Annotated in this window: 18 protein-coding genes; 8 read left to right on the forward strand and 10 right to left on the reverse strand. The window is 59.7% G+C overall.

Going from position 1 to position 19635, the window contains the following annotated elements:
• The first annotated feature begins 82 nt into the window (after positions 1–82).
• A complete protein-coding gene (locus ACA053_RS28040) occupies positions 83–688 on the forward strand; it encodes a 5-formyltetrahydrofolate cyclo-ligase (protein ID WP_010465002.1) in 606 nt (201 codons plus the stop codon).
• 32 nt (positions 689–720) lie between these two features.
• Here ACA053_RS28040 and ACA053_RS28045 read toward each other — a convergent pair whose 3' ends face one another.
• Positions 721–873: a hypothetical protein gene (locus tag ACA053_RS28045; protein ID WP_178082330.1), complete on the reverse strand. Its 153-nt coding sequence runs from the start codon at positions 871–873 to the stop codon at positions 721–723.
• A gap of 201 nt (positions 874–1074) precedes the next feature.
• Here ACA053_RS28045 and ACA053_RS28050 point away from each other — a divergent pair, with 201 nt between their 5' ends.
• The 4 genes from ACA053_RS28050 (at position 1075) to ACA053_RS28065 (ending at position 6450) form a co-directional block, all read left to right on the forward strand.
• Positions 1075–1524 (forward strand): EVE domain-containing protein, encoded by a 450-nt coding sequence (locus ACA053_RS28050; protein ID WP_497314393.1) that lies wholly within the window; start codon positions 1075–1077, stop codon positions 1522–1524.
• Between the two features lie 122 nt (positions 1525–1646).
• A complete protein-coding gene (locus ACA053_RS28055; RefSeq protein WP_497314395.1) occupies positions 1647–2612 on the forward strand; it encodes an HlyD family secretion protein in 966 nt (321 codons plus the stop codon).
• A complete protein-coding gene (rbbA, locus tag ACA053_RS28060) occupies positions 2609–5332 on the forward strand; it encodes a ribosome-associated ATPase/putative transporter RbbA (RefSeq protein WP_497394163.1) in 2724 nt (907 codons plus the stop codon). Before ACA053_RS28055 ends, rbbA begins: the two co-directional genes overlap by 4 nt.
• Positions 5332–6450: an ABC transporter permease gene (locus ACA053_RS28065; RefSeq protein WP_497394164.1), complete on the forward strand. Its 1119-nt coding sequence runs from the start codon at positions 5332–5334 to the stop codon at positions 6448–6450. The genes rbbA and ACA053_RS28065 overlap by 1 nt, the downstream gene beginning before the upstream one ends.
• Before the next feature lie 90 nt (positions 6451–6540).
• On the opposite strand, the gene ACA053_RS28070 is transcribed toward ACA053_RS28065, so the two are convergent.
• Complete coding sequence (locus ACA053_RS28070; protein ID WP_109635761.1) at positions 6541–6948, reverse strand: flagellar basal body-associated protein FliL; 408 nt, start codon at positions 6946–6948, stop codon at positions 6541–6543.
• 150 nt (positions 6949–7098) lie between these two features.
• Here ACA053_RS28070 and ACA053_RS28075 point away from each other — a divergent pair, with 150 nt between their 5' ends.
• Positions 7099–8076 (forward strand): NADPH:quinone oxidoreductase family protein, encoded by a 978-nt coding sequence (locus ACA053_RS28075; protein ID WP_007899393.1) that lies wholly within the window; start codon positions 7099–7101, stop codon positions 8074–8076.
• A 52-nt stretch (positions 8077–8128) separates the two neighbouring features.
• On the opposite strand, the gene ACA053_RS28080 is transcribed toward ACA053_RS28075, so the two are convergent.
• Positions 8129–8743 (reverse strand): energy transducer TonB, encoded by a 615-nt coding sequence (locus ACA053_RS28080; protein ID WP_109635763.1) that lies wholly within the window; start codon positions 8741–8743, stop codon positions 8129–8131.
• A gap of 327 nt (positions 8744–9070) precedes the next feature.
• Here ACA053_RS28080 and glpT point away from each other — a divergent pair, with 327 nt between their 5' ends.
• Positions 9071–10420 carry a glycerol-3-phosphate transporter gene (gene glpT, locus ACA053_RS28085; protein WP_497394165.1) on the forward strand — a complete coding sequence of 450 codons (1350 nt, stop codon included), beginning with the start codon at positions 9071–9073 and terminating at the stop codon, positions 10418–10420.
• On the opposite strand, the gene ACA053_RS28090 is transcribed toward glpT, so the two are convergent.
• The 7 genes from ACA053_RS28090 to ACA053_RS28120 all read right to left on the reverse strand — a co-directional run bounded on the left by ACA053_RS28090 (position 10396) and on the right by ACA053_RS28120 (position 18575).
• Complete coding sequence (locus ACA053_RS28090) at positions 10396–11064, reverse strand: gamma-glutamylcyclotransferase (protein ID WP_109635766.1); 669 nt, start codon at positions 11062–11064, stop codon at positions 10396–10398. The two genes, glpT and ACA053_RS28090, sit on opposite strands and share 25 nt — an antisense overlap.
• A 195-nt stretch (positions 11065–11259) precedes the next feature.
• Positions 11260–12228, reverse strand: coding sequence for a CDP-6-deoxy-delta-3,4-glucoseen reductase (locus tag ACA053_RS28095; RefSeq protein ID WP_109635768.1), 969 nt, complete (start codon positions 12226–12228; stop codon positions 11260–11262).
• Positions 12228–13694: a 4-hydroxy-3-polyprenylbenzoate decarboxylase gene (ubiD, locus tag ACA053_RS28100; RefSeq protein ID WP_007942423.1), complete on the reverse strand. Its 1467-nt coding sequence runs from the start codon at positions 13692–13694 to the stop codon at positions 12228–12230. The genes ACA053_RS28095 and ubiD overlap by 1 nt, the downstream gene beginning before the upstream one ends.
• Before the next feature lie 69 nt (positions 13695–13763).
• Entirely contained in the window at positions 13764–15764 is a 2001-nt protein-coding gene (locus tag ACA053_RS28105) for an acyltransferase family protein (protein WP_497394166.1), read from the reverse strand.
• A gap of 142 nt (positions 15765–15906) precedes the next feature.
• Entirely contained in the window at positions 15907–17166 is a 1260-nt protein-coding gene (rho, locus tag ACA053_RS28110; protein WP_007942421.1) for a transcription termination factor Rho, read from the reverse strand.
• A 248-nt stretch (positions 17167–17414) separates the two neighbouring features.
• Positions 17415–17744 carry a thioredoxin TrxA gene (gene trxA, locus ACA053_RS28115; protein ID WP_007899382.1) on the reverse strand — a complete coding sequence of 110 codons (330 nt, stop codon included), beginning with the start codon at positions 17742–17744 and terminating at the stop codon, positions 17415–17417.
• Between the two features lie 123 nt (positions 17745–17867).
• Positions 17868–18575 carry a FadR/GntR family transcriptional regulator gene (locus ACA053_RS28120; protein WP_497314406.1) on the reverse strand — a complete coding sequence of 236 codons (708 nt, stop codon included), beginning with the start codon at positions 18573–18575 and terminating at the stop codon, positions 17868–17870.
• Positions 18576–18831: 256 nt separating this feature from the next.
• Here ACA053_RS28120 and ACA053_RS28125 point away from each other — a divergent pair, with 256 nt between their 5' ends.
• Positions 18832–19617 (forward strand): transporter substrate-binding domain-containing protein, encoded by a 786-nt coding sequence (locus ACA053_RS28125; protein ID WP_109635774.1) that lies wholly within the window; start codon positions 18832–18834, stop codon positions 19615–19617.
• Positions 19618–19635 lie beyond the last annotated feature (18 nt).

Raw genomic sequence — 19635 nt, forward strand, 5'->3', positions numbered from 1 at the left:
CCAGTCCGATGCCGGTTTAAATACCGGCATCGGCTTTTTTACGGGTACGCTTTATGTATCCGTCCTGTCGAAGCCTGAATCCATGACCGAACCTGCGCTGCTGCCCCGCCCGCAACTTCGACGCATGCTGCGCAAGGCCCGCCGCGCACTGACACCCAGTCAACAGCGCCAGGCTGCTCGCGGGCTGTACAAGCAATTAGCCCAGCAGCCGCTGTTTCGCCGGGCAAAACACATCTCCCTGTATCTGCCCACCGACGGTGAAATCGACCCGCGCTTGCTGCTGCGCGCTGCGCAGCGTCGGGGCAAGGCGACTTATCTACCGGTGCTCAGTGCCTGGCCGCGAACCAAAATGGTGTTCCAGCGGATTCGTCCCGGTGAAAAGCTGAAGCCCAACCGCTTTCGCATTCTCGAACCCCGGCACAACCTCGCCCGTCAGCGCAAAGTCTGGGCGCTGGACCTGGTCCTATTGCCGTTGGTGGGATTTGACGACGTCGGCGGACGCCTGGGAATGGGCGGCGGTTTCTACGATCGAAGCCTCGCCTATCTGGCGCGCAGGAAAAACTGGCGCAAGCCGACACTGCTGGGGCTGGCCCATGAATGTCAGAAGGTAGAACGATTGGCTCAGGCGAGCTGGGATGTGCCGTTGCAAGGAACGGTAACCGACAAGGCGTGGTATTTCGCAGGTTAGACGCCAGGATCAGCGGCGTCCGAAAGACAGTCTCAGCGCTTGAAGGCCGACGATTGTTGTTGCTGCGCGATTTCGATCGGTGCGTCGGTCTTGTTATTCCACAGGCTTTGGGCATAGCCAGTGGTCACGACGCCGAGGCCGAACAAAATAACCAAAATCCATAGTAAATCCGGTTTGCGTTTCATCGATTGCCCCCCAAAGGCACATCAACACGATGACAGCAGCGGTTTCCGTTGTAGGTGTAGGCCGTGCAGCAGCGTCAAGCTTAGAAGGCCGGCATTTTGCGACAACGTGAACTGACACGCAAACGCTGGCGTCAACCGACTGTCGGTTTGTCATAAAATTGCCCGACAACTTGCCCACTCACCTCGCAAGGAGCAAAAACCATGGCCTATTGGCTGATGAAATCCGAGCCCGATGAACTCTCGATCAAAGATCTTGCGAAGCTTGGAAAAGCGCGCTGGGACGGGGTTCGCAACTATCAGGCGCGTAACTTTTTGCGGGCGATGGCAGTGGGCGACGAGTTTTTCTTCTATCACTCCAGCTGCCCCGAGCCCGGGATTGCCGGGATCGGAAAGATTGTTGAAGCGGCGTATCCGGACCCGACGGCGCTGGAGCCGGAAAGTCATTACTACGATCCCAAGGCCACGGCAGAGAAAAACGCCTGGAGCGCGATTGATGTGGCGCATGTCGAGACGTTTGCCAAAGTGTTAAAGCTGGATTACTTGAAGCAGCAGACGGCGTTGGCGCAGATGCCGTTGGTGCAGAAAGGTTCGCGGCTTTCGGTGATGCCCGTCACCGCCGAGCAATGGGCAGCGGTGTTGGGCCTGCGCTGAAAAACGCTGCACTGCCCGCCGCTCTGATCTGGATCGATCAGGCGTGGCACCCAGTTGACAGATATCAAGTCGCCCCACCGCTTGCCTGTCAGACTACGACGCTACATACGCAGGATGCCGATATGTCGATGCACAGCCGCTCTTCACTTTTCTTTGCCTTTTTGCTGGGAGCTTTGCTGCTGGCTGCCGGGGGGTTTGGTTATTGGAAGTCGACGCTTAACCGACTGCCCGAAGGGTTGTATGTCGGTAATGGTCGGCTTGAAGCCACTGAAGTACAGATCGCCAGCAAAACACCCGGCCGGCTGGCCGAAGTCCTGGTCGATGAAGGCGACAAGGTGACCAAGGGCCAACTGCTGGCACGCATGGACACCCGGACCCTCGAAGCCCAGCGCAGGCAGGCTGAAGCCGAAGTGATACGCGCCCGGGAGAACCTCAATGCCGCCCAGGCTAATGTGCAACTGCGCCAGAGCGAGCAACGGCTTGCGCAGCAAGAGCTCAACCGCTCCCAGGAATTGTTCAAACGCGGTTTCGCCAGCGGCCAGATCATCGACCAACAGCAATCGCGCTTCGACACCGGCAACGCGGCCGTCACCGCAGCCCGCGCTCAGGTGTCCGCTGTCGGCGCAGCCATTGGCGCGGCACAGGCACAAGTCGCTCAGCTGACCAGCGAAATTGACGACAGCAGCCTGCGGGCGCCCATTGACGGGGTGATTCAGCTGCGTATGGCCGAACCCGGTGAAGTCCTCGGCGCCGGTGGGCGGGTATTGCTGCTGATCGATCCGAATGACCAGTACATGAACCTCTATCTCGCTGCATCCGTCGTCGGACGCCTGGCGGTCGGTGATGAAGCGCGGATCCTGCTGGACGCCCTGCCCGGTCAGCCGTTGCCGGCGAAAATCAGCTTCGTGGCGGCCAAATCGCAGTTCACACCCAAAGAAGTCGAGACTCGCGACGAACGTCAGAAACTGGTGTTTCGGGTCAAGCTACGCCTGACCCAACCCAGCAGCGTGCCCCAAGCCAAACCGGGGATGCCCGGTAACGGTTACGTGCGCACGGCGCCCATTGCCTGGCCGGCCAATCTTCAATGACCGCCCTGGCGCTGCGTGCCGCCGGCCTTCAGCACCGTTACGGCCAACAGCAAGTGCTAACCGACATCACGTTCAGCCTGCCCGCCGGTACCCGATGCGGCTTGATCGGTCCGGATGGCGCCGGAAAATCCAGTCTGTTGGGTTTGATCGCTGGCGTGAAGACGTTACAAGACGGCCAACTGGACGTGCTCAGTGGCTCGATCCAGGACCGACGGCACCGAAACAGCCTCTATTCGCGAATCGCGTTCATGCCTCAAGGCCTGGGCGGCAACCTGTATCCCGAACTGTCGATCAGCGAGAACATTCACTTCTTCGCCACCTTGTTCGGGCTGTCCGGAACCGAATGTGATCAGCGCATGCAAAGTCTGTTGCTGGCCACCGACCTGCTGCGGTTCGCCGAGCGCCCGGCGGGCAAGTTGTCGGGCGGAATGAAACAGAAGCTCGGCCTGTGCTGTGCGCTTATTCATGAGCCCGACCTGCTAATCCTCGACGAGCCGACCACCGGGGTCGATCCCTTGTCCCGGCGGCGTTTCTGGGAGTTGATTGATGACGTTCGGCGCCAGCGCCCGCAACTGACGCTGCTGGTCGCCACCGCGTACATGGAAGAGGCCGAGCAATTCGAACACTGCCTGATGCTCGATGGCGGCAAACTGATCGCCGCCGGCCTGAGCCGAGACCTCGGGGCGGTGACTCCCAGCGGCAAGCTCGATGACGCCTTTACCCACTTTCAGGGCGACACCGGCCGTGACAACCAGCCGCTGGTGATCCCTGCCCGAACCAACGCCACCGCCGACATCGCCATCCAGGCCCACGACCTGACCCTGCGCTTCGGCGACTTCACGGCGGTGGACAAGGTCAGCTTCGCCATCGGCCGCGGCGAGATCTTCGGGTTTCTGGGCTCCAATGGCTGCGGCAAAACCACCACCATGAAAGTGCTCACCGGGCTGATCCCGGCCAGCGAAGGCAGCGCCACGCTGCTGGGCAATCCGGTGAATGCCAAGGATCTGGCCACCCGCAAGCGCGTCGGCTTCATGTCCCAGAGCTTCTCGCTCTATGGCGAACTCAGCGTGCGGCAGAATCTGGATTTGCACGCGCGGCTGTTCGATTTGCCCAAGGCCGAGAGCGCGCAACGCATCGACGAGCTGATCCAGCGCTTCAATCTTGGCAGCGTCGCTCATCAACCGTCTGGAGCACTGCCCCTTGGCCTGCGCCAACGGTTATCCCTGGCGGTGGCGGTGCTGCATCGCCCGGAAGTGCTGATCCTCGATGAGCCGACGTCCGGCGTCGATCCGGCTGCCCGGGATGATTTCTGGCGGTTGCTGATCGAACTGTCTCGCGAACAGGGCGTGACGATTTTCCTGTCCACGCACTTCATGAATGAAGCCCAGCGCTGCGACCGCATCTCGCTGATGCACGCTGGCAAAGTCCTGGCCTGCGACACCCCGGCAGCCCTGCAACAGCAGTTCAATGGCCAGACACTGGAGGCGGCGTTCGTCACTTGCCTGGAACAGGCCCAAGGCCCGATCGCAACGTCGACGCCGCCAACGCCCGTCGACACGACGCCCGTACCAGCCACACCGATGCAAGATAGCCGCTTCAGCTTTGGACGGTTACGGGCGTTGGCGAGTCGTGAAGGCAAGGAGTTGCTGCGCGATAAGGTGCGCATGGCCTTTGCCCTGCTCGGGGCAATGTTCATGATGGTCATCTTCGGCTACGGCATTTCCCTGGACGTGGAAAAACTCGCCTTCGCGGTTTACGACCAGGACCAGACCCCACAAAGCCGGGCGTACCTGGAGGCTTTCCGCAGCTCCCGTTATTTCGACGAACAACCGCCCATCAGCGACGCGGCGCAATTGCATCGACGATTACAGCGCTCGGAAATCAAACTGGCCCTGGAGATCCCGTCGGGATTTGGCCGAGATCTGTTCGCTGGTCGCCAACCCGCGGTGGCAGCCTGGTTCGACGGCGGCATGCCGTTTCGCGCCGAAACCAGCCGCAATTACGTGGAAGCGGTACACCAGGCCAACCTGGTGCAATTGGCCGAGCAGTCCAGCCCCGCACTGAACCGGCAAACGGCAGCCAAACTGGAAACCCGCTTCCGTTACAACCAGGATGTCGTCAGCGTCAACGCCATCGGCCCTGGAGTGATGGCACTGATCCTGGCGTTCATCCCGGCCATGCTGACAGCGCTGGGCATCGTGCGGGAGAAAGAGCTGGGTTCGATCACCAACTTCTACGCCACACCGCTCACACGACTGGAGTTCCTGTTAGGTAAACAAGCGCCGTATCTGGCCATCAGCCTAATCAACCTCGCCGTCCTGACCGCCATGAACCGCTGGCTGTTCGGCGTGCCATTCAAAGGCAGCGCCCTGACCCTGGCCTTCGGCGGACTGCTCTACGTGCTGGCAACCACTAGCATGGGCCTGTTGATTTCGGCGTTCACCCGAACCCAGATCGCCGCCATTCTCGGCACCATGATCATTACCAGTTTGCCGACCATTCAGTTTTCCGGCTTGATCGTGCCGCGGTCGTCCCTTGATGGCGCGGCTGCTGTCATGGGGATGCTGTTTCCAGCGGGCTATTTCCTCGATATCGCCGTTGGCACATTTACCAAGGCACTGGATATCCGGCAGCTGTGGCCGCAATGCCTGGCACTGTTCGGGTTTTTTCTGGGTTTCACCGGCCTTAGCCTGGCCATGCTGAAAAAGCAGGAGGCCTGATGCACAAGCTTGCGCACATCCTGCGTCTTGGCCTCAAGGAACTCACCAGCCTGCGACACGACAGCGTGTTGCTGCTGTTCCTGTTCTATGCCTTCACCGTCGCGATCTACATGCCGGCTGCGGGCTCGGTGATCGGCGTGCACAACGCCAGCGTGGCCATCGTCGATGAAGATCACAGCCACCTGTCACGACAATTGGCGCAAGCCCTGCAACCGCCGGAATTCCAGCCTCCGGTGGCGCTGCCCTACGAACAACTGGACGAAGTGCTCGACAGCGGGCGATTCACGTTCGTCATCAATGTCCCGGCCAATTTCCAGGCGGATCTGTTGGCTGGCCGCCAGCCAGCCGTGCAGGTCAACGTCGACGCCACCGCCATGAGCCAAGCGTTCATGGGCGCGGGGTACATCGGACGGATTTTCCAGCGCGAATTGCTGACCTATAGCGGCCAGGGCGATGCGGCGAGCAAAGCCCCCGTGCTGCTGACCACGAGAGCGCTGTTCAATACCAACCTGGAGGGTGGCTGGTTCCTGGCAGTGATTCAAATCGTCAACAACATCACCATCCTCGCCATCATCCTGACCGGCACAGCGCTGCTGCGTGAACGCGAACACGGCACCCTCGACCATTTGCTGGTGCTGCCCCTGACGGCGCTTGAAATCATGCTGGCGAAAATCTGGAGCAACATGCTGGTGGTGGTGTTATGCACCTGGGTCTCGCTGGAGGTGATCGTCAAAGGTGCACTCGGCGTGCCTCTGGCCGGCTCCATGACCCTGTTCTTGCTGGTGACGGCCATTTATCTGTTCGCCAGCACAGCGCTGGGGATATTCCTCGCGACCCTCGCCCGCTCGACACCGCAATTCGGCCTGCTGGCAATTCCGGTGATCATCCCGATGTTGCTGCTCTCCGGGGGCAGTACGCCGCTCGACAGCATGCCGCAATGGCTGCAATGGGTGATGCAAGGCTCGCCCTCGACGCACTTCGTCAGCCTCAGTGCGGCGATACTGTTTCGCGATGCGGGTATCCGTGTGGTGTGGCCGGACTTGCTGGCGTTGAGCGCCATTGGCCTGCTGTTTTTTTCCGTTGCGCTGATGCGGTTTCGCAAAAGCCTGGCGTCCTGAATCGCGGGCAAGCCGGCGCCCACAGGATTCTGCGCAGGTCCTGTGGGAGCGGGCTTGCTCGCGAAGAGGCTGGCCCGGGCAGCGTTAGACTTACTGAATGATGAGGTTGTTGAACAGCAAATCCTCAACCACCGGCTTGCCGGTTTCGTCATTCATCACTTGCTGAGTCTGCTTCAAAGCTTCCTGACGCAGCTTTTCCTTGGCTTCAACGTTGCTCATCGCTTCGGTCGTCTGCTGCGCAAACAACGCCACCAGCTGATTGCGGATCAACGGCTCGTTGGCCTTCACCGCTTTTGTCGCCTCGTCACCGGTCACGCGCAAGGCCACATCGGCCTTGTAGACCTTGAGCTTCGGCGTACCGTCCAGCCCGTAGTTGCCCACGAACGGCGGGCTCAGGGTGATGTAATTGACCTTCGGAGCTTCACCTTCTTTGGCTTCTTCGGCCATCGCTGCCACGGGCAGAGACAGGGCCAGCAACAACATGATCCACGCTTTCACAATTCGCTCCTTATCCGGTTTGCGGCCTAGCATAACGACCCGCCGCTCAAGCACAAGCTTATGGCTGGCTATCAGGGTCGGGCATGCTCGTTGACCCATCGACTCACACACCTACACTTATCGGCCATCACTCCCAAAGGAATAGCCCTGATGAAAGCCGTGCTGTGCAAAGCCTTCGGCCCCGCCGAATCGCTGGTGCTGGAAGACGTCGCCAGTCCTGTCGCGAAGAAGAATGAAATCCTGCTGGACGTGCATGCCGCCGGGGTGAATTTCCCGGACACGCTGATCATCGAGGGCAAATACCAGTTCAAGCCGCCCTTCCCGTTTTCCCCGGGTGGCGAAGCGGCCGGAGTGGTCAGTGCGGTGGGCGAAAAGGTCAGCCACCTCAAGGTCGGTGACCGGGTCATGGCCCTGACCGGCTGGGGCAGCTTTGCCGAACAAGTCGCGGTGCCGGGCTACAACGTGCTGCCGATCCCGCCATCGATGGACTTCAACACCGCCGCCGCGTTCAGCATGACCTACGGCACATCGATGCATGCGCTCAAGCAACGGGGCAACCTGCAACCGGGTGAAACCCTGCTGGTGCTCGGTGCTTCCGGCGGTGTCGGCCTGGCCGCCGTGGAAATCGGCAAAGCCATGGGCGCCCGCGTGATCGCCGCCGCCAGCAGCGCCGAAAAACTCGCCGTGGCCAAGGCTGCCGGCGCCGATGAATTGATCAACTACAGCGAAACCAGCCTCAAGGACGAGATCAAACGCCTGACCGACGGCCAGGGTGCCGACGTGATCTACGATCCGGTCGGTGGTGACCTGTTCGACCAGGCCATCCGTGCAATCGCCTGGAACGGCCGGCTACTGGTCGTCGGATTCGCCAGCGGCCGCATTCCGGAACTGCCGGTGAACCTGGCGCTGCTCAAGGGTGCGGCGGTGGTCGGCGTGTTCTGGGGTTCGTTTGCCCAACGCCAGCCGCAGGACAACGCGGCAAACTTCCAGCAATTGTTTGGCTGGTTTGCCGAGGGCAAGTTGAAACCACTGGTGTCGCAGGTGTATCCGCTGAGCAATGCGGCGCAGGCGATCAATGATCTTGGCCAGCGCAAGGCGGTCGGGAAAGTGGTGGTTCAGGTTCGCTGAGCCTGAAAAAAAGCGGTCTGGATTATCCAGGCCGCTTTTTTATTGTCGGAGGCTAAAGCAACTTCCGGATATCTTCCGGCAGCAAGCTCATGTATTTGCGAACCGGGCTGTTCCGGCACTCCCGAACGATTTTCGGCACGCGCTTGTTCAACTTGGCAATCAATGCCAGGCGCTGCTCTTTTTCCAACTGTTCCGTATAAATCACATTCGACAGATAGGCCCGCGTGTAACCAAACAAGGCCGCATCAACCCATGCGTATTCCGGAATGTCGCCCATCGCCTCATTAACATCACGGCATCTCAACCGCTGGAGCCATTGGTTAGCGTGAATGGGCGTATCAAGATCCAGTCTGAAAACCATTGGGGCCGTCACTTCCTGCTCAGCAGGCAAGTCCCCTTCGACTGCCCACGGCTTGAAGCGCCATTGCGTGATTGCCTTCCTGGTCGCCTCTGCCAGATCGGGATGGTCGCTTTGTAAAATGCTAATTTTGTTGACCGAGCCGTCGGCATACACCGTGAATCTGACCCTGACCTCACCCGTCACACCGGCTCGGAATAGTTCTCTAGGGTAAATAGGCTTCGGATTGTTTTCAGGGAGCAAAAACACCTCCCCAGCCCAAACACCCACTGACCCAACCAACAAAAGCAAAAACACCAACCACCGCATAACCCCTCCCCTTCACCACTGAAATGCCAATCCAGGCACCAGCACAAAGGTTAAGACTCGGTGATCAGAAACAGAACGCCGCGACTTCCTGTTCAGTCGCAGGACATTTCCCAAAGCCCCGTCCTACCCCGGACCGAAATGCCTCATCAATGACCACTCGGGACGTTTCCCACAACGCCCTTCACTTATACCTGTGCGACATGTTCATAAAGGAACACGCGATCCCCCACATTTCCGCTGTTTGGTCGATGCGAACCGGTGCTATTTTCGGTAACGAAACTGTAACATTCGCATCCGCAGTCAAAACAAGAAATCTGGAGCTCTTGAATGTTTGCTTTCTTTCGTCCTGCCGCACATCAGGCTCCATTGCCTGAAGAAAAAACAGACGACACCTATAAACGCCTCCGCTGGCAGATCTTCGCCGGGATTTTCATTGGGTATGCGGGTTATTACCTGCTGCGCAAAAACTTCTCCCTGGCCATGCCCTACCTGATCGAAGAGGGCTATACCCGTGGCGAGCTGGGTCTGGCGTTGTCGGCGATTGCCATCGCCTACGGTTTGTCCAAGTTCCTGATGGGCATTGTTTCCGACCGCTCCAACCCGCGCTTCTTCCTGCCATTCGGCCTGCTGGTCTCGGCTGGCGTGATGTTCATTTTCGGATTTGCGCCTTGGGCGACGTCCAGCGTGACCATCATGTTCATCCTGCTGTTTATCAACGGCTGGGCCCAGGGCATGGGTTGGCCGCCAAGTGGGCGGACCATGGTTCACTGGTGGTCGCAAAAGGAACGCGGCGGCGTAGTGTCCCTGTGGAACGTCGCACATAACGTCGGCGGTGGCCTGATCGGCCCGCTGTTCCTGCTGGGCATGGGCTTGTTCAATGACTGGCACGCGGCGTTCTATGTGCCGGCGGCCGTTGCCATGGCGGTGGCGGTGTTTGCCTTCGTCACCATGCGCGACACACCGCAATCGGTTGGCCTGCCGCCGATCGAGAAGTACAAAAACGACTACCCGGAAGGCTATGACGCCAGTCACGAAGAAGAATTCAGCGCCAAGGAAATCTTCGTCAAATACGTGCTGCGCAACAAAATGCTCTGGTACATCGCAATGGCCAATGTCTTTGTCTACCTGCTGCGCTACGGCGTGCTGGACTGGGCACCGACCTACCTCAAAGAAGCCAAAGGCTTCAGCGTGGACAAAACGTCGTGGGCGTATTTCCTCTACGAGTGGGCAGGTATTCCCGGGACACTGTTGTGCGGCTGGATGTCGGACAAGATCTTCCGTGGCAACCGCGGCCTGACCGGCATGGTGTTCATGGCGTTGGTGACCGTGGCGACGCTGGTCTATTGGCTCAACCCGGCCGGCAACCCGACTGTCGACATGATCGCGCTGATCTCGATTGGCTTCCTGATCTACGGTCCGGTGATGCTGATCGGCCTGCAAGCGCTGGAACTGGCACCGAAAAAAGCCGCCGGTACGGCAGCGGGTTTCACGGGTCTGTTCGGGTATCTGGGTGGCTCGGTCGCAGCCAGTGCAGCGATGGGCTACACCGTGGACCACTTTGGCTGGGACGGCGGTTTTGTCCTACTGATCGGCGCGTGCCTGTTGGCGATGGCCTTCCTTGCACCGACGCTGTGGCACAAGCAAGTCGCCAGTCAGAGCCGCGAAGCGATCGCCTGATCGGCTTTTGATTTACAGCGCTTGAGCCGCGCCTCCAGATTCCGGTCTGGCATGGCGTGGCTGCGCAGGGCGTTGGCGGTCTGCTCGACATAATCGCGAGTGGTGCCGTAACGCCCGCAAGCGTTTTCGAACACGTGGCTCAGCACATGATCCGGCAAGTTGCCGGCGTAGCTGGGCAAGTGCCGCTCCAAGACAAATCCCAATGCCTGAACCTGGCTTCCGTCTTCGAGACGGCAGTTGAGCCAGTGTGGGCGATAGGACGGGAACGGCATTTCGCGCTGCCAAAGCGCATAAAGCGAGGCTTCCAGTTGTTCTTCGGGCAAACGATAAGCGAAGCCGCTGCAAGAACCGCCGCGATCCAGACCAAAGACCAGACCGGGGACTTCCGGCGTACCGCGATGTTCGTGGGACCACAGGTACAAGCCACGATGGTAGCCATGCACTCGGCCGCGCACTCGCTCCACCGCCGCGCACTCAGGGCGCCAGATCAGCGAACCATAAGCGAACAGCCAGACCGGCCCGCCCTTGTGACGCGCCATGGTCGACTGCATCGAGCTGAGCAATTGTTCGTGCGTAAGCTGCGGCCCCAGATCGAGCCGCGGAGGGTAAGCCAGATTCAAAAATGAAGATTCAATGGCGCTCATGGCGAATAGCGTTCAGCTCCCCGCGAGTGAAGAATTACTTAATAGAACGCACCGCTGTAACAATAAGGCACATATGTTTTAAGGCAATTTAAGTGCCATGGCACAATTTTTAAATAATTGCCTCGCTGAGATATAACCTACCGGCATTTATATAAATCCATAAATACCGATCGGCTATATGGGAAGTTATAACGCTTAAGACCGTGGCGCGTACGCAAACACATCCGCGCGCATCTGATGAGCATCCATCCCCGCTTCAACCAACGCATCCAGTGTGCCGTAGACCATGGCCGGTGAGCCGCTGGCATACACGTGCAAGGATTTCAGATCAGGGAAATCCTCACACACCGCCTCATGCAGCATCCCGCAACGCCCCTGCCAGCCGCATTGATCGCTGACGACTTTATGCAGAAACAGGTTCGGGAGTTTCAGCCATTCGTCCCAATGTTCGATTTCGTAAAAGTCTTCGGGACGACGCACACCCCAATACAGATGCACCGGATGTTTAAACCCCGCGGCCCGGCAATGTTCGATCAGGCTGTGGATCTGGCCCATGCCGGTGCCTGCGGCGATCAGCACCAGCGGACCGTCCGGCAATTCCGCCAGATGGGTATCGCCGAACGGCATCTCGATCCGCACCATCGGATTGCGCTGCAGTTGTTCGATCAGGTTTTGCGCACTGCTTTCGCGCGCCAGTACATGGATTTCCAGGTCTCGCCCGCCATGCGGGGCCGAGGCCAGGGAGAAGGCGGATTTCTCGCCGTTCTCACGCTCGATCATCAAATACTGGCCAGCGTGATAACGCGGCGGCTTGCCCGCCGGCGCTCGCAGATGCACGCGAAAGGTATCGCCACCCACGTCCCTGCACTCAATGACCTGACACGACAAGCTGCGCACCGGCAATTCTCCCAGCGCGAGCACGCCATCCCACAGCACGATGCAGTCTTCCAGCGGCTCTGCTATGCAAGTGTAGAACTCGCCATGGTCACGCACATCGCCGGCCTGTTCGACCCGCCCTTCCACCAGCAACGCCGCGCACACGTGGCAGTTACCGTTGCGGCAGCTTTGCGGGCATTCATAGCCCAGGCGCCGCGCGCCATCGAGAATCCGCTCGCCGGGCAGAATCTGTAGCACTGCTCCGGAGGGCTGCAAGGTTACACGCATCAATCTATTCCTAACTGATTCCAGATGGCATCGATCCGCTGGGTCACGGCGTCGTCCTTGACGATCACCCGGCCCCACTCGCGAGTGGTTTCGCCCGGCCATTTGTGCGTGGCATCGAGCCCCATCTTCGAGCCCAGGCCGGAGACCGGCGAGGCGAAGTCGAGGTAGTCGATCGGCGTGTTGTCGATCATCACCGTGTCGCGCTTGGGGTCCATGCGCGTGGTAATGGCCCAGATCACGTCGTTCCAGTCCCGGGCGTTGATATCGTCGTCTGTGACGATAACGAACTTGGTGTACATGAACTGTCGCAAAAACGACCAGACACCGAGCATTACCCGCTTGGCGTGTCCCGGATACGACTTCTTCATGGTCACGATGGCCATGCGGTACGAGCAACCTTCCGGCGGCAGGTAGAAGTCGGTGATTTCCGGGAACTGCTTCTGCAGGATCGGCACGAACACTTCGTTCAGCGCCACGCCCAGAATCGCCGGCTCATCCGGCGGACGGCCGGTGTAGGTGCTGTGGTAGATCGGTTTGATCCGGTGGGTGATGCGCTCGACGGTGAACACCGGGAAGCTGTCGACTTCGTTGTAGTAACCGGTGTGGTCGCCGTACGGGCCTTCGTCGGCCATTTCGCCCGGATGGATCACGCCTTCAAGGATGATTTCCGCAGTGGCTGGAACTTGCAGGTCATTGCCGCGGCATTTCACCAACTCGGTGCGGTTGCCGCGCAGCAGACCGGCGAAAGCGTATTCGGACAGGCTGTCCGGTACCGGCGTCACGGCGCCGAGGATGGTCGCCGGATCAGCGCCCAGCGCCACGGAGACCGGGAACGGCTGGCCGGGATGCTTCTCGCACCACTCGCGATAATCCAGTGCGCCGCCACGGTGGCTCAGCCAGCGCATGATGACTTTGTTGCGGCCAATGACCTGCTGACGGTAGATGCCGAGGTTCTGGCGGTCCTTGTTCGGACCTTTTGTGACGGTCAGGCCCCAAGTGATCAGCGGGCCGACATCGCCCGGCCAGCAGGTCTGCACCGGCAGCATCGCCAGGTCGACGTCGTCGCCTTCGATGACCACTTCCTGGCACACCGCATCCTTGACGACTTTCGGCGCCATCGCAATGATCTTGCGGAAGATCGGCAGCTTGGACCAGGCGTCTTTCAAGCCCTTCGGCGGCTCAGGCTCTTTGAGGAAGGCCAGCAGCTTGCCGATCTCGCGCAGTTCGCTGACCGCCTCGGCGCCCATGCCCATGGCCACCCGCTCGGGGGTGCCGAACAGGTTGCCGAGCACTGGAATGTCGTAGCCGGTCGGGTTCTCGAACAACAGCGCCGGGCCTTTTGCCCGCAGCGTGCGATCACAGACCTCGGTCATCTCCAGCACTGGAGAGACGGGGATCTGGATGCGTTTCAACTCTCCGCGCTGCTCAAGCTGCTGCACGAAATCCCGAAGATCCTTGAATTTCATTGACGATGGCACCCCTAAAATAGGCGTACATCCTACCTGCTCTGCCGTCCGCTGGCAGCTTATCGCTGATTACTTGGCCGCATTTGCGTTGCCATTGCCCAGTGTCGTCCGGGCTTGCAAGCGGTTGAACAGCGGATCAAGCACCGGCGCGATGAAGCGCGCACCGACCTCTGACAGGTGATTGTCGTCGGTATACAGCGAATGGCCGTCGAGCTCGGCGCGGCACAGACCCGCTTGATCACACAACAACGGCGCCGGATCGACCACGGTTACGCCGGGGTTGGCCGCCGCCACTTGCGCAAACAGTTGGCTGATGAACGCCTGACGCTTGAAGTGCTCGGCCACTGCCAACCCGACGTCATCGGTCGGACGGTGCAACATGGCCAGGCGGCTGAGGCGGTACGGCGGACTGAAGGGTTGCAGCGGCGCCTCCTTGATCAGCCAGACGCGGTGCCCGCCATTGCGCAATTGCCGGACGGTCGCCTGTAATCCTTCGGCGAGTCGCTGCTCGGCATGGGTCCGGTCGTAACGACCTTGGGAATCTTTCAGAGCATGCCCGAGGTCGCCCTTCGCATCGCCATAGAGATACAGGCTCCAGCGCGCGACCAGCACCACGTCGCCCACCGTTTGTGGTTTCAAGGCCTGCTCGACCCGACGATTGAAACGAGCGCAGCGCTGATCATGCTCAAGCCCTTCCACCGGGATGCAGCCCGCGGAGCTGGTGAGAATCACGTTGATGCCATGTTTTTGCGCCCCCTCATCGAACACCGGAATCAGGGCGGTGGCGTGGCTGTCGCCCCAGACCAGCACCCGTGACGACAGTGCTGGCGCCCCGTAATGACAGAAAAGTTCGTCGTCAGGGGTCTTGTCGTCGGCCAGGCAGCGCATCAGTTCCGGTCGCCATTCCTTCGCCTCGGCGTACTGCAACGCTTGATCGGACAGGCGCGACGGCAAGCCATCGGTCCAGCGCAGCGATTGGCCGGCCAGGCCCAACACCAGAATGCCGAAACCGGCCGCCACCAGCACCTGCCGACGCCCCGCCAACAGCCGCCGCTCGCGGAACGGCGTCTCGACGAATTTCCACGACAAGTAACCCAGCACCAGGGTGAGCAGAATCAGGCCGGCAATATCAAACGGGCCGGGCTCATCGACACTGGCATAGCTGGCAAAGACAAACACCGGCCAGTGCCACAAGTACCAGGAATAGGAAATCAGCCCGAGGCCGACCAGCACACGACTGGCCAGCAATCCACCGACCAGAGTCTGCCGGTGGCCGTTGGCCCAGATCAGCGCAACCACACCCAGGGTCGGCAGCAACGCTGCGGCACCGGGAAATGGCGTGCTTCTGTCGTAACCCACGACCGCCAGTAGAATCATCCCGAACCCGACCAGGCTGACCACTTGAGCGCCAGCGGTAGTCAGGCGCCATTGGCTTCTGGGCGCAACAGCCAGCATCGCGCCAGCCAACAGCTCCCACGCACGCATCGGCAACAGGAAAAACGCTTTCTCGGGATGATGCGCAACGGCCCAGACACTGAGCCCGAACGACACCAGCAACACCGCGAACAGCGCCAGTCGCCAATGCTTGAGACGGCTCGACAACAGCGTCAGCAACAGCGGGAAGACGATATAGAACTGCTCTTCAACCGCCAGTGACCAGGTATGCAGCAACGGTTTGAGGTCGGAAGCGACATCAAAATAGCCGTCCTGACGCATGAACAGGATGTTGGAAACAAACATCACCTGGTAACGCACCGAGCGCCCCAGCTCTTCATAGTCCTTGGGCGCCAGCAGGAACCAGCCCACCGCCAGCACGGCAATGATCATCGCAAACAACGCAGGGAGGATTCGTCGGGCACGTCGGGCCCAGAAATCGACAAAGCTGAAACGCCCGGCCTGACGCTGGTTCCAGATGATCGAGGTGATCAGGTAGCCGGATATGACAAAGAAGATGTCCACGCCGACGAATCCGCCGGTAAACCCTGGAACACCAAAGTGGAACAGCACCACAGCAATCACGGCGATTGCGCGTAAGCCGTCGATGTCCCTTCGATAAGCAAGCGTGCTCATAAACAGTAAGGCCAGTCAGTTGATTGTTTTTACGATCGTTTTTAGTTTTCTAACTGACCGAAGTTAATCACAAACCTCCCATTTTTCGCGCAAAAAAAATGGCGCCCCGAAGGACGCCATTTTTAGCGGATGTAAAACCGCCTTACTTACGCTTCATCGACAAGAAGAACTCGTCGTTGGTCTTGGTCGTTTTCAGCTTGTCGACCAGGAACTCGATGGCAGCGATTTCGTCCATCGGGTGCAGCAGCTTGCGCAGGATCCACATACGCTGCAACTCGTCGTCGGCCGTCAGCAACTCTTCGCGGCGGGTGCCGGAACGGTTGATGTTGATGGCCGGGAAGACGCGTTTTTCAGCGATACGACGGTCCAGAGGCAGTTCCATGTTGCCGGTGCCTTTGAATTCTTCGTAGATCACTTCGTCCATCTTCGAGCCGGTTTCAACCAGCGCGGTGGCGATGATGGTCAGCGAACCGCCTTCCTCGATGTTCCGCGCGGCGCCGAAGAAACGTTTCGGTTTCTCCAGGGCGTGGGCATCGACACCACCGGTGAGCACTTTGCCGGAGCTCGGGATCACGGTGTTGTAGGCGCGAGCCAGTCGGGTGATGGAGTCGAGCAGGATCACCACGTCTTTCTTGTGCTCGACCAGGCGCTTGGCCTTCTCGATCACCATTTCGGCAACCTGCACGTGGCGGGTTGGCGGCTCGTCGAACGTCGAGGCAACCACTTCGCCGCGCACGGTGCGCTGCATTTCGGTTACTTCTTCCGGACGTTCGTCGATCAGCAATACGATCAGATGAACTTCAGGATTGTTACGCGCGATGTTGGCTGCGATGTTCTGCAGCATGATCGTTTTACCGGCTTTCGGCGGTGCAACGATCAGACCGCGCTGGCCTTTGCCGATCGGGGCGCACAGGTCGATGACACGACCGGTCAAGTCTTCGGTGGAACCGTTGCCGGCTTCCATCTTCATGCGCACAGTCGGGAACAGCGGGGTCAAGTTCTCGAAGAGAATCTTGTTTTTCGCGTTCTCGGGACGATCGTAGTTGATCGTGTCGACCTTGAGCAGCGCGAAATAACGCTCGCCTTCCTTCGGAGGGCGGATCTTGCCAACGATGGTGTCACCGGTGCGCAAGTTGAAGCGACGGATCTGGCTCGGCGAGACGTAAATGTCGTCCGGACCGGCGAGATAGGAAGCGTCAGCGGAGCGCAGGAAGCCGAAGCCGTCCTGGAGAATCTCCAGCACGCCATCACCGGAGATTTCCTCGCCGCTTTTAGCGTGCTTTTTGAGCAGGGAGAAAATCACGTCCTGCTTGCGCGAACGGGCCATATTTTCTATGCCCATCTGTTCGGCCAATTCGAGCAGTTCGGTAATCGGCTTTTGCTTGAGTTCAGTCAGATTCATATAGGAATGACGTAATCATTTATGGAGGGGGGGAAATTAAGCTTTTGGCTTAATGAGGCCGCGCCGCAGAGAAGGCGACAGGATCGCGTACTTATTCGAAAAGGAGTGCGTCGGCGACGGCTAGCAGGGGGCAGTGGAGAAACCAGTGCGGGGCCGAATGTACCACCTGAGTTTCGGAGCGTCTAGCCCTCAATAACGAAAAGGCCCCGCATTATGCGGGGCCTTTTCATGACGCTTTATAACAACGCTTAGATGTTGGCGTCGAGGAAGGCAGCCAGTTGCGACTTCGACAGTGCGCCGACCTTGGTCGCTTCAACGTTGCCGTTCTTGAACAGCATCAGAGTCGGGATACCACGCACGCCATGCTTGGCCGGGGTTTCCTGGTTCTCGTCGATGTTCAGCTTGGCAACGGTCAACTTGCCAGCGTAGGTGCCAGCGATCTCGTCCAAAACCGGGGCGATCATTTTGCAAGGGCCGCACCACTCAGCCCAGTAGTCAACAAGCACAGGGCCAGCAGCCTTCAGTACTTCTTCTTCGAAGTTAGCGTCGGTGACGTGCTTGATAAGATCGCTGCTCATGGATGTCTCCGGGTTGTAAGCAATAAAAAAACGTGGCCCATCATAGCCGCCCTTCCCCCGTTCAGGAAGGTGCAGTTGATTGAGTCTCGCTATGGTGCCGCATGACTTTGGGTATAGCTCAAGTCACGGAGTGGCGGGAGCGACGAAGGCAATTCCGGTGCGCAAGGCGGCATTGCGTACATGCTCCTGCATGGCTTTCTGCGCCGCACCGGACGAGCGCCGGGCCAGCGCGCGGAGGATTTTGCGGTGTTCCTGCCAGGTTTCCATGGCGCGTTCGGCCCGGATGAACGGTAGCTTCTGGCTCTCCAGAAAGATGTCGGCGCTGGCGGTGAGGATGCTCAGCATCGCCTGATTGCCGCTGGCCAGCAGGATGCGTCGGTGAAAATCGAAATCCAGTCGCGCCGCCGCTTCGAAGTCGCCGGCCTTCAATTCATTGCGCATGGCGGCCACGTTGTCTTCCAGCGTATCGAGCTCGTGCGTGCTCAGGGTCACCGCAGCCAAACCGGCGGCAAAACCTTCCAGGGCATAGCGCAACTGGAAAATATCCAACGGCGATGCCTGGGCCGCGAATGGCCAGCTCAGCGCCCCATCGCCCCGCGGCAAATCGACCGGCGACTGCACGAACACGCCCTTGCCCGGCTGGATACTGATCACGCCCAGCGCACTCAACGACGACAGCGCCTCACGCAGCGATGCCCGACTGACCCCCAGTTGCACCGCCAGATCCCGTTGCGAAGGCAAGGCATCGCCCGGCGCGAAACCCTGCTCGGCGATCAGTTTTCGGATGGCTTGCAGCGCCACTTCAGGTACGGCTCGGGAAATCGAATTCATGGTTTTTCAGATGAACCAGGACAATGAGCGGCTAGTTGTAAAGCTATTCGCTGCCCTCGGCAAGTCGTGCCCCATGGGGGTTCGGCACCTTTCACGGGTGCGCCATGAGGGTGCGAAACGCCCCGCCACTGTTCAGACCAGTAAGACCGAACGAGTCCAGCAAAACCGTGGCCTGCGCCACCCAAAACCGCTTCTTGGCATGGCCCGTGCTCTGTCGATCCGCAGCATTCATTCCTCGCCGATCCGGAGATTCGCCATGACCCTGCGTTACAGCGCCCTTCTCACTGCCCTGTTTGCCAGCCTGATGCTGAGCCAGGCGCCCGCTCACGCCGACGGCCTGGAGGATGTGGTCAAACGCGGCGTCCTCAAAGTGGCCGTGCCTCAGGACTTTCCACCGTTCGGTTCGGTCGGCCCGGACATGAAACCTCGCGGCCTCGATATCGACACCGCCAAACTGCTGGCCGACCAACTCAAGGTCAAGCTTGAGCTAACGCCGGTCAACAGCACCAACCGCATCCCGTTCCTGACCACCGGCAAGGTCGACCTGGTGATCTCCAGCCTGGGCAAGAACCCCGAGCGCGAGAAAGTCATCGACTTCTCCAGCGCCTATGCGCCGTTCTACCTCGCCGTGTTCGGCCCGCCTGATGCTGACATCAAAGGCCTGGACGACCTCAAGGGCAAAACCGTCAGCGTCACCCGGGGCGCCATCGAAGACATCGAGCTGACCAAAGTCGCTCCAGAGGGCGTGACGATCAAGCGCTTCGAAGACAACAACTCGACCATCGCCGCGTACCTCGCCGGGCAAGTCGACCTGATCGCCAGTGGCAACGTGGTGATGGTGGCCATCAGTGAGAAAAATCCAAAACGCGTGCCTGCGCTGAAAGTGAAGCTCAAGGACTCGCCCGTCTATGTCGGCGTGAACAAGAACGAGCCGGCGCTGCTGGGCAAGGTCAATCAGATCCTCGCCACCGCCAAGACCGACGGCGCGCTGGAAAAGAACTCACAGACCTGGCTCAAAGAGCCGCTGCCGGCCGATCTCTGATCGTCGCCCGGGAGACTT

Source organism: Pseudomonas sp. LBUM1672 (assembly GCF_059695655.1).

Coding starts and splice junctions, on each gene's coding strand:
- ACA053_RS28075 (WP_007899393.1), top strand. CDS start 7,099: ATGAAAGCCGTGCTGTGCAAAGCCTTCGGCCCCGCCGAATCGCTGGTG.
- ACA053_RS28080 (WP_109635763.1), bottom strand. CDS start 8,743: ATGCGGTGGTTGGTGTTTTTGCTTTTGTTGGTTGGGTCAGTGGGTGTT.
- rho (WP_007942421.1), bottom strand. CDS start 17,166: ATGAATCTGACTGAACTCAAGCAAAAGCCGATTACCGAACTGCTCGAA.
- ACA053_RS28125 (WP_109635774.1), top strand. CDS start 18,832: ATGACCCTGCGTTACAGCGCCCTTCTCACTGCCCTGTTTGCCAGCCTG.
- ACA053_RS28090 (WP_109635766.1), bottom strand. CDS start 11,064: ATGAGCGCCATTGAATCTTCATTTTTGAATCTGGCTTACCCTCCGCGG.
- ACA053_RS28065 (WP_497394164.1), top strand. CDS start 5,332: ATGCACAAGCTTGCGCACATCCTGCGTCTTGGCCTCAAGGAACTCACC.
- ACA053_RS28050 (WP_497314393.1), top strand. CDS start 1,075: ATGGCCTATTGGCTGATGAAATCCGAGCCCGATGAACTCTCGATCAAA.
- rbbA (WP_497394163.1), top strand. CDS start 2,609: ATGACCGCCCTGGCGCTGCGTGCCGCCGGCCTTCAGCACCGTTACGGC.
- ACA053_RS28120 (WP_497314406.1), bottom strand. CDS start 18,575: ATGAATTCGATTTCCCGAGCCGTACCTGAAGTGGCGCTGCAAGCCATC.
- ACA053_RS28055 (WP_497314395.1), top strand. CDS start 1,647: ATGTCGATGCACAGCCGCTCTTCACTTTTCTTTGCCTTTTTGCTGGGA.
- ACA053_RS28045 (WP_178082330.1), bottom strand. CDS start 873: ATGAAACGCAAACCGGATTTACTATGGATTTTGGTTATTTTGTTCGGC.
- trxA (WP_007899382.1), bottom strand. CDS start 17,744: ATGAGCAGCGATCTTATCAAGCACGTCACCGACGCTAACTTCGAAGAA.
- ubiD (WP_007942423.1), bottom strand. CDS start 13,694: ATGAAATTCAAGGATCTTCGGGATTTCGTGCAGCAGCTTGAGCAGCGC.
- ACA053_RS28040 (WP_010465002.1), top strand. CDS start 83: ATGACCGAACCTGCGCTGCTGCCCCGCCCGCAACTTCGACGCATGCTG.
- ACA053_RS28095 (WP_109635768.1), bottom strand. CDS start 12,228: ATGCGTGTAACCTTGCAGCCCTCCGGAGCAGTGCTACAGATTCTGCCC.
- ACA053_RS28105 (WP_497394166.1), bottom strand. CDS start 15,764: ATGAGCACGCTTGCTTATCGAAGGGACATCGACGGCTTACGCGCAATC.
- glpT (WP_497394165.1), top strand. CDS start 9,071: ATGTTTGCTTTCTTTCGTCCTGCCGCACATCAGGCTCCATTGCCTGAA.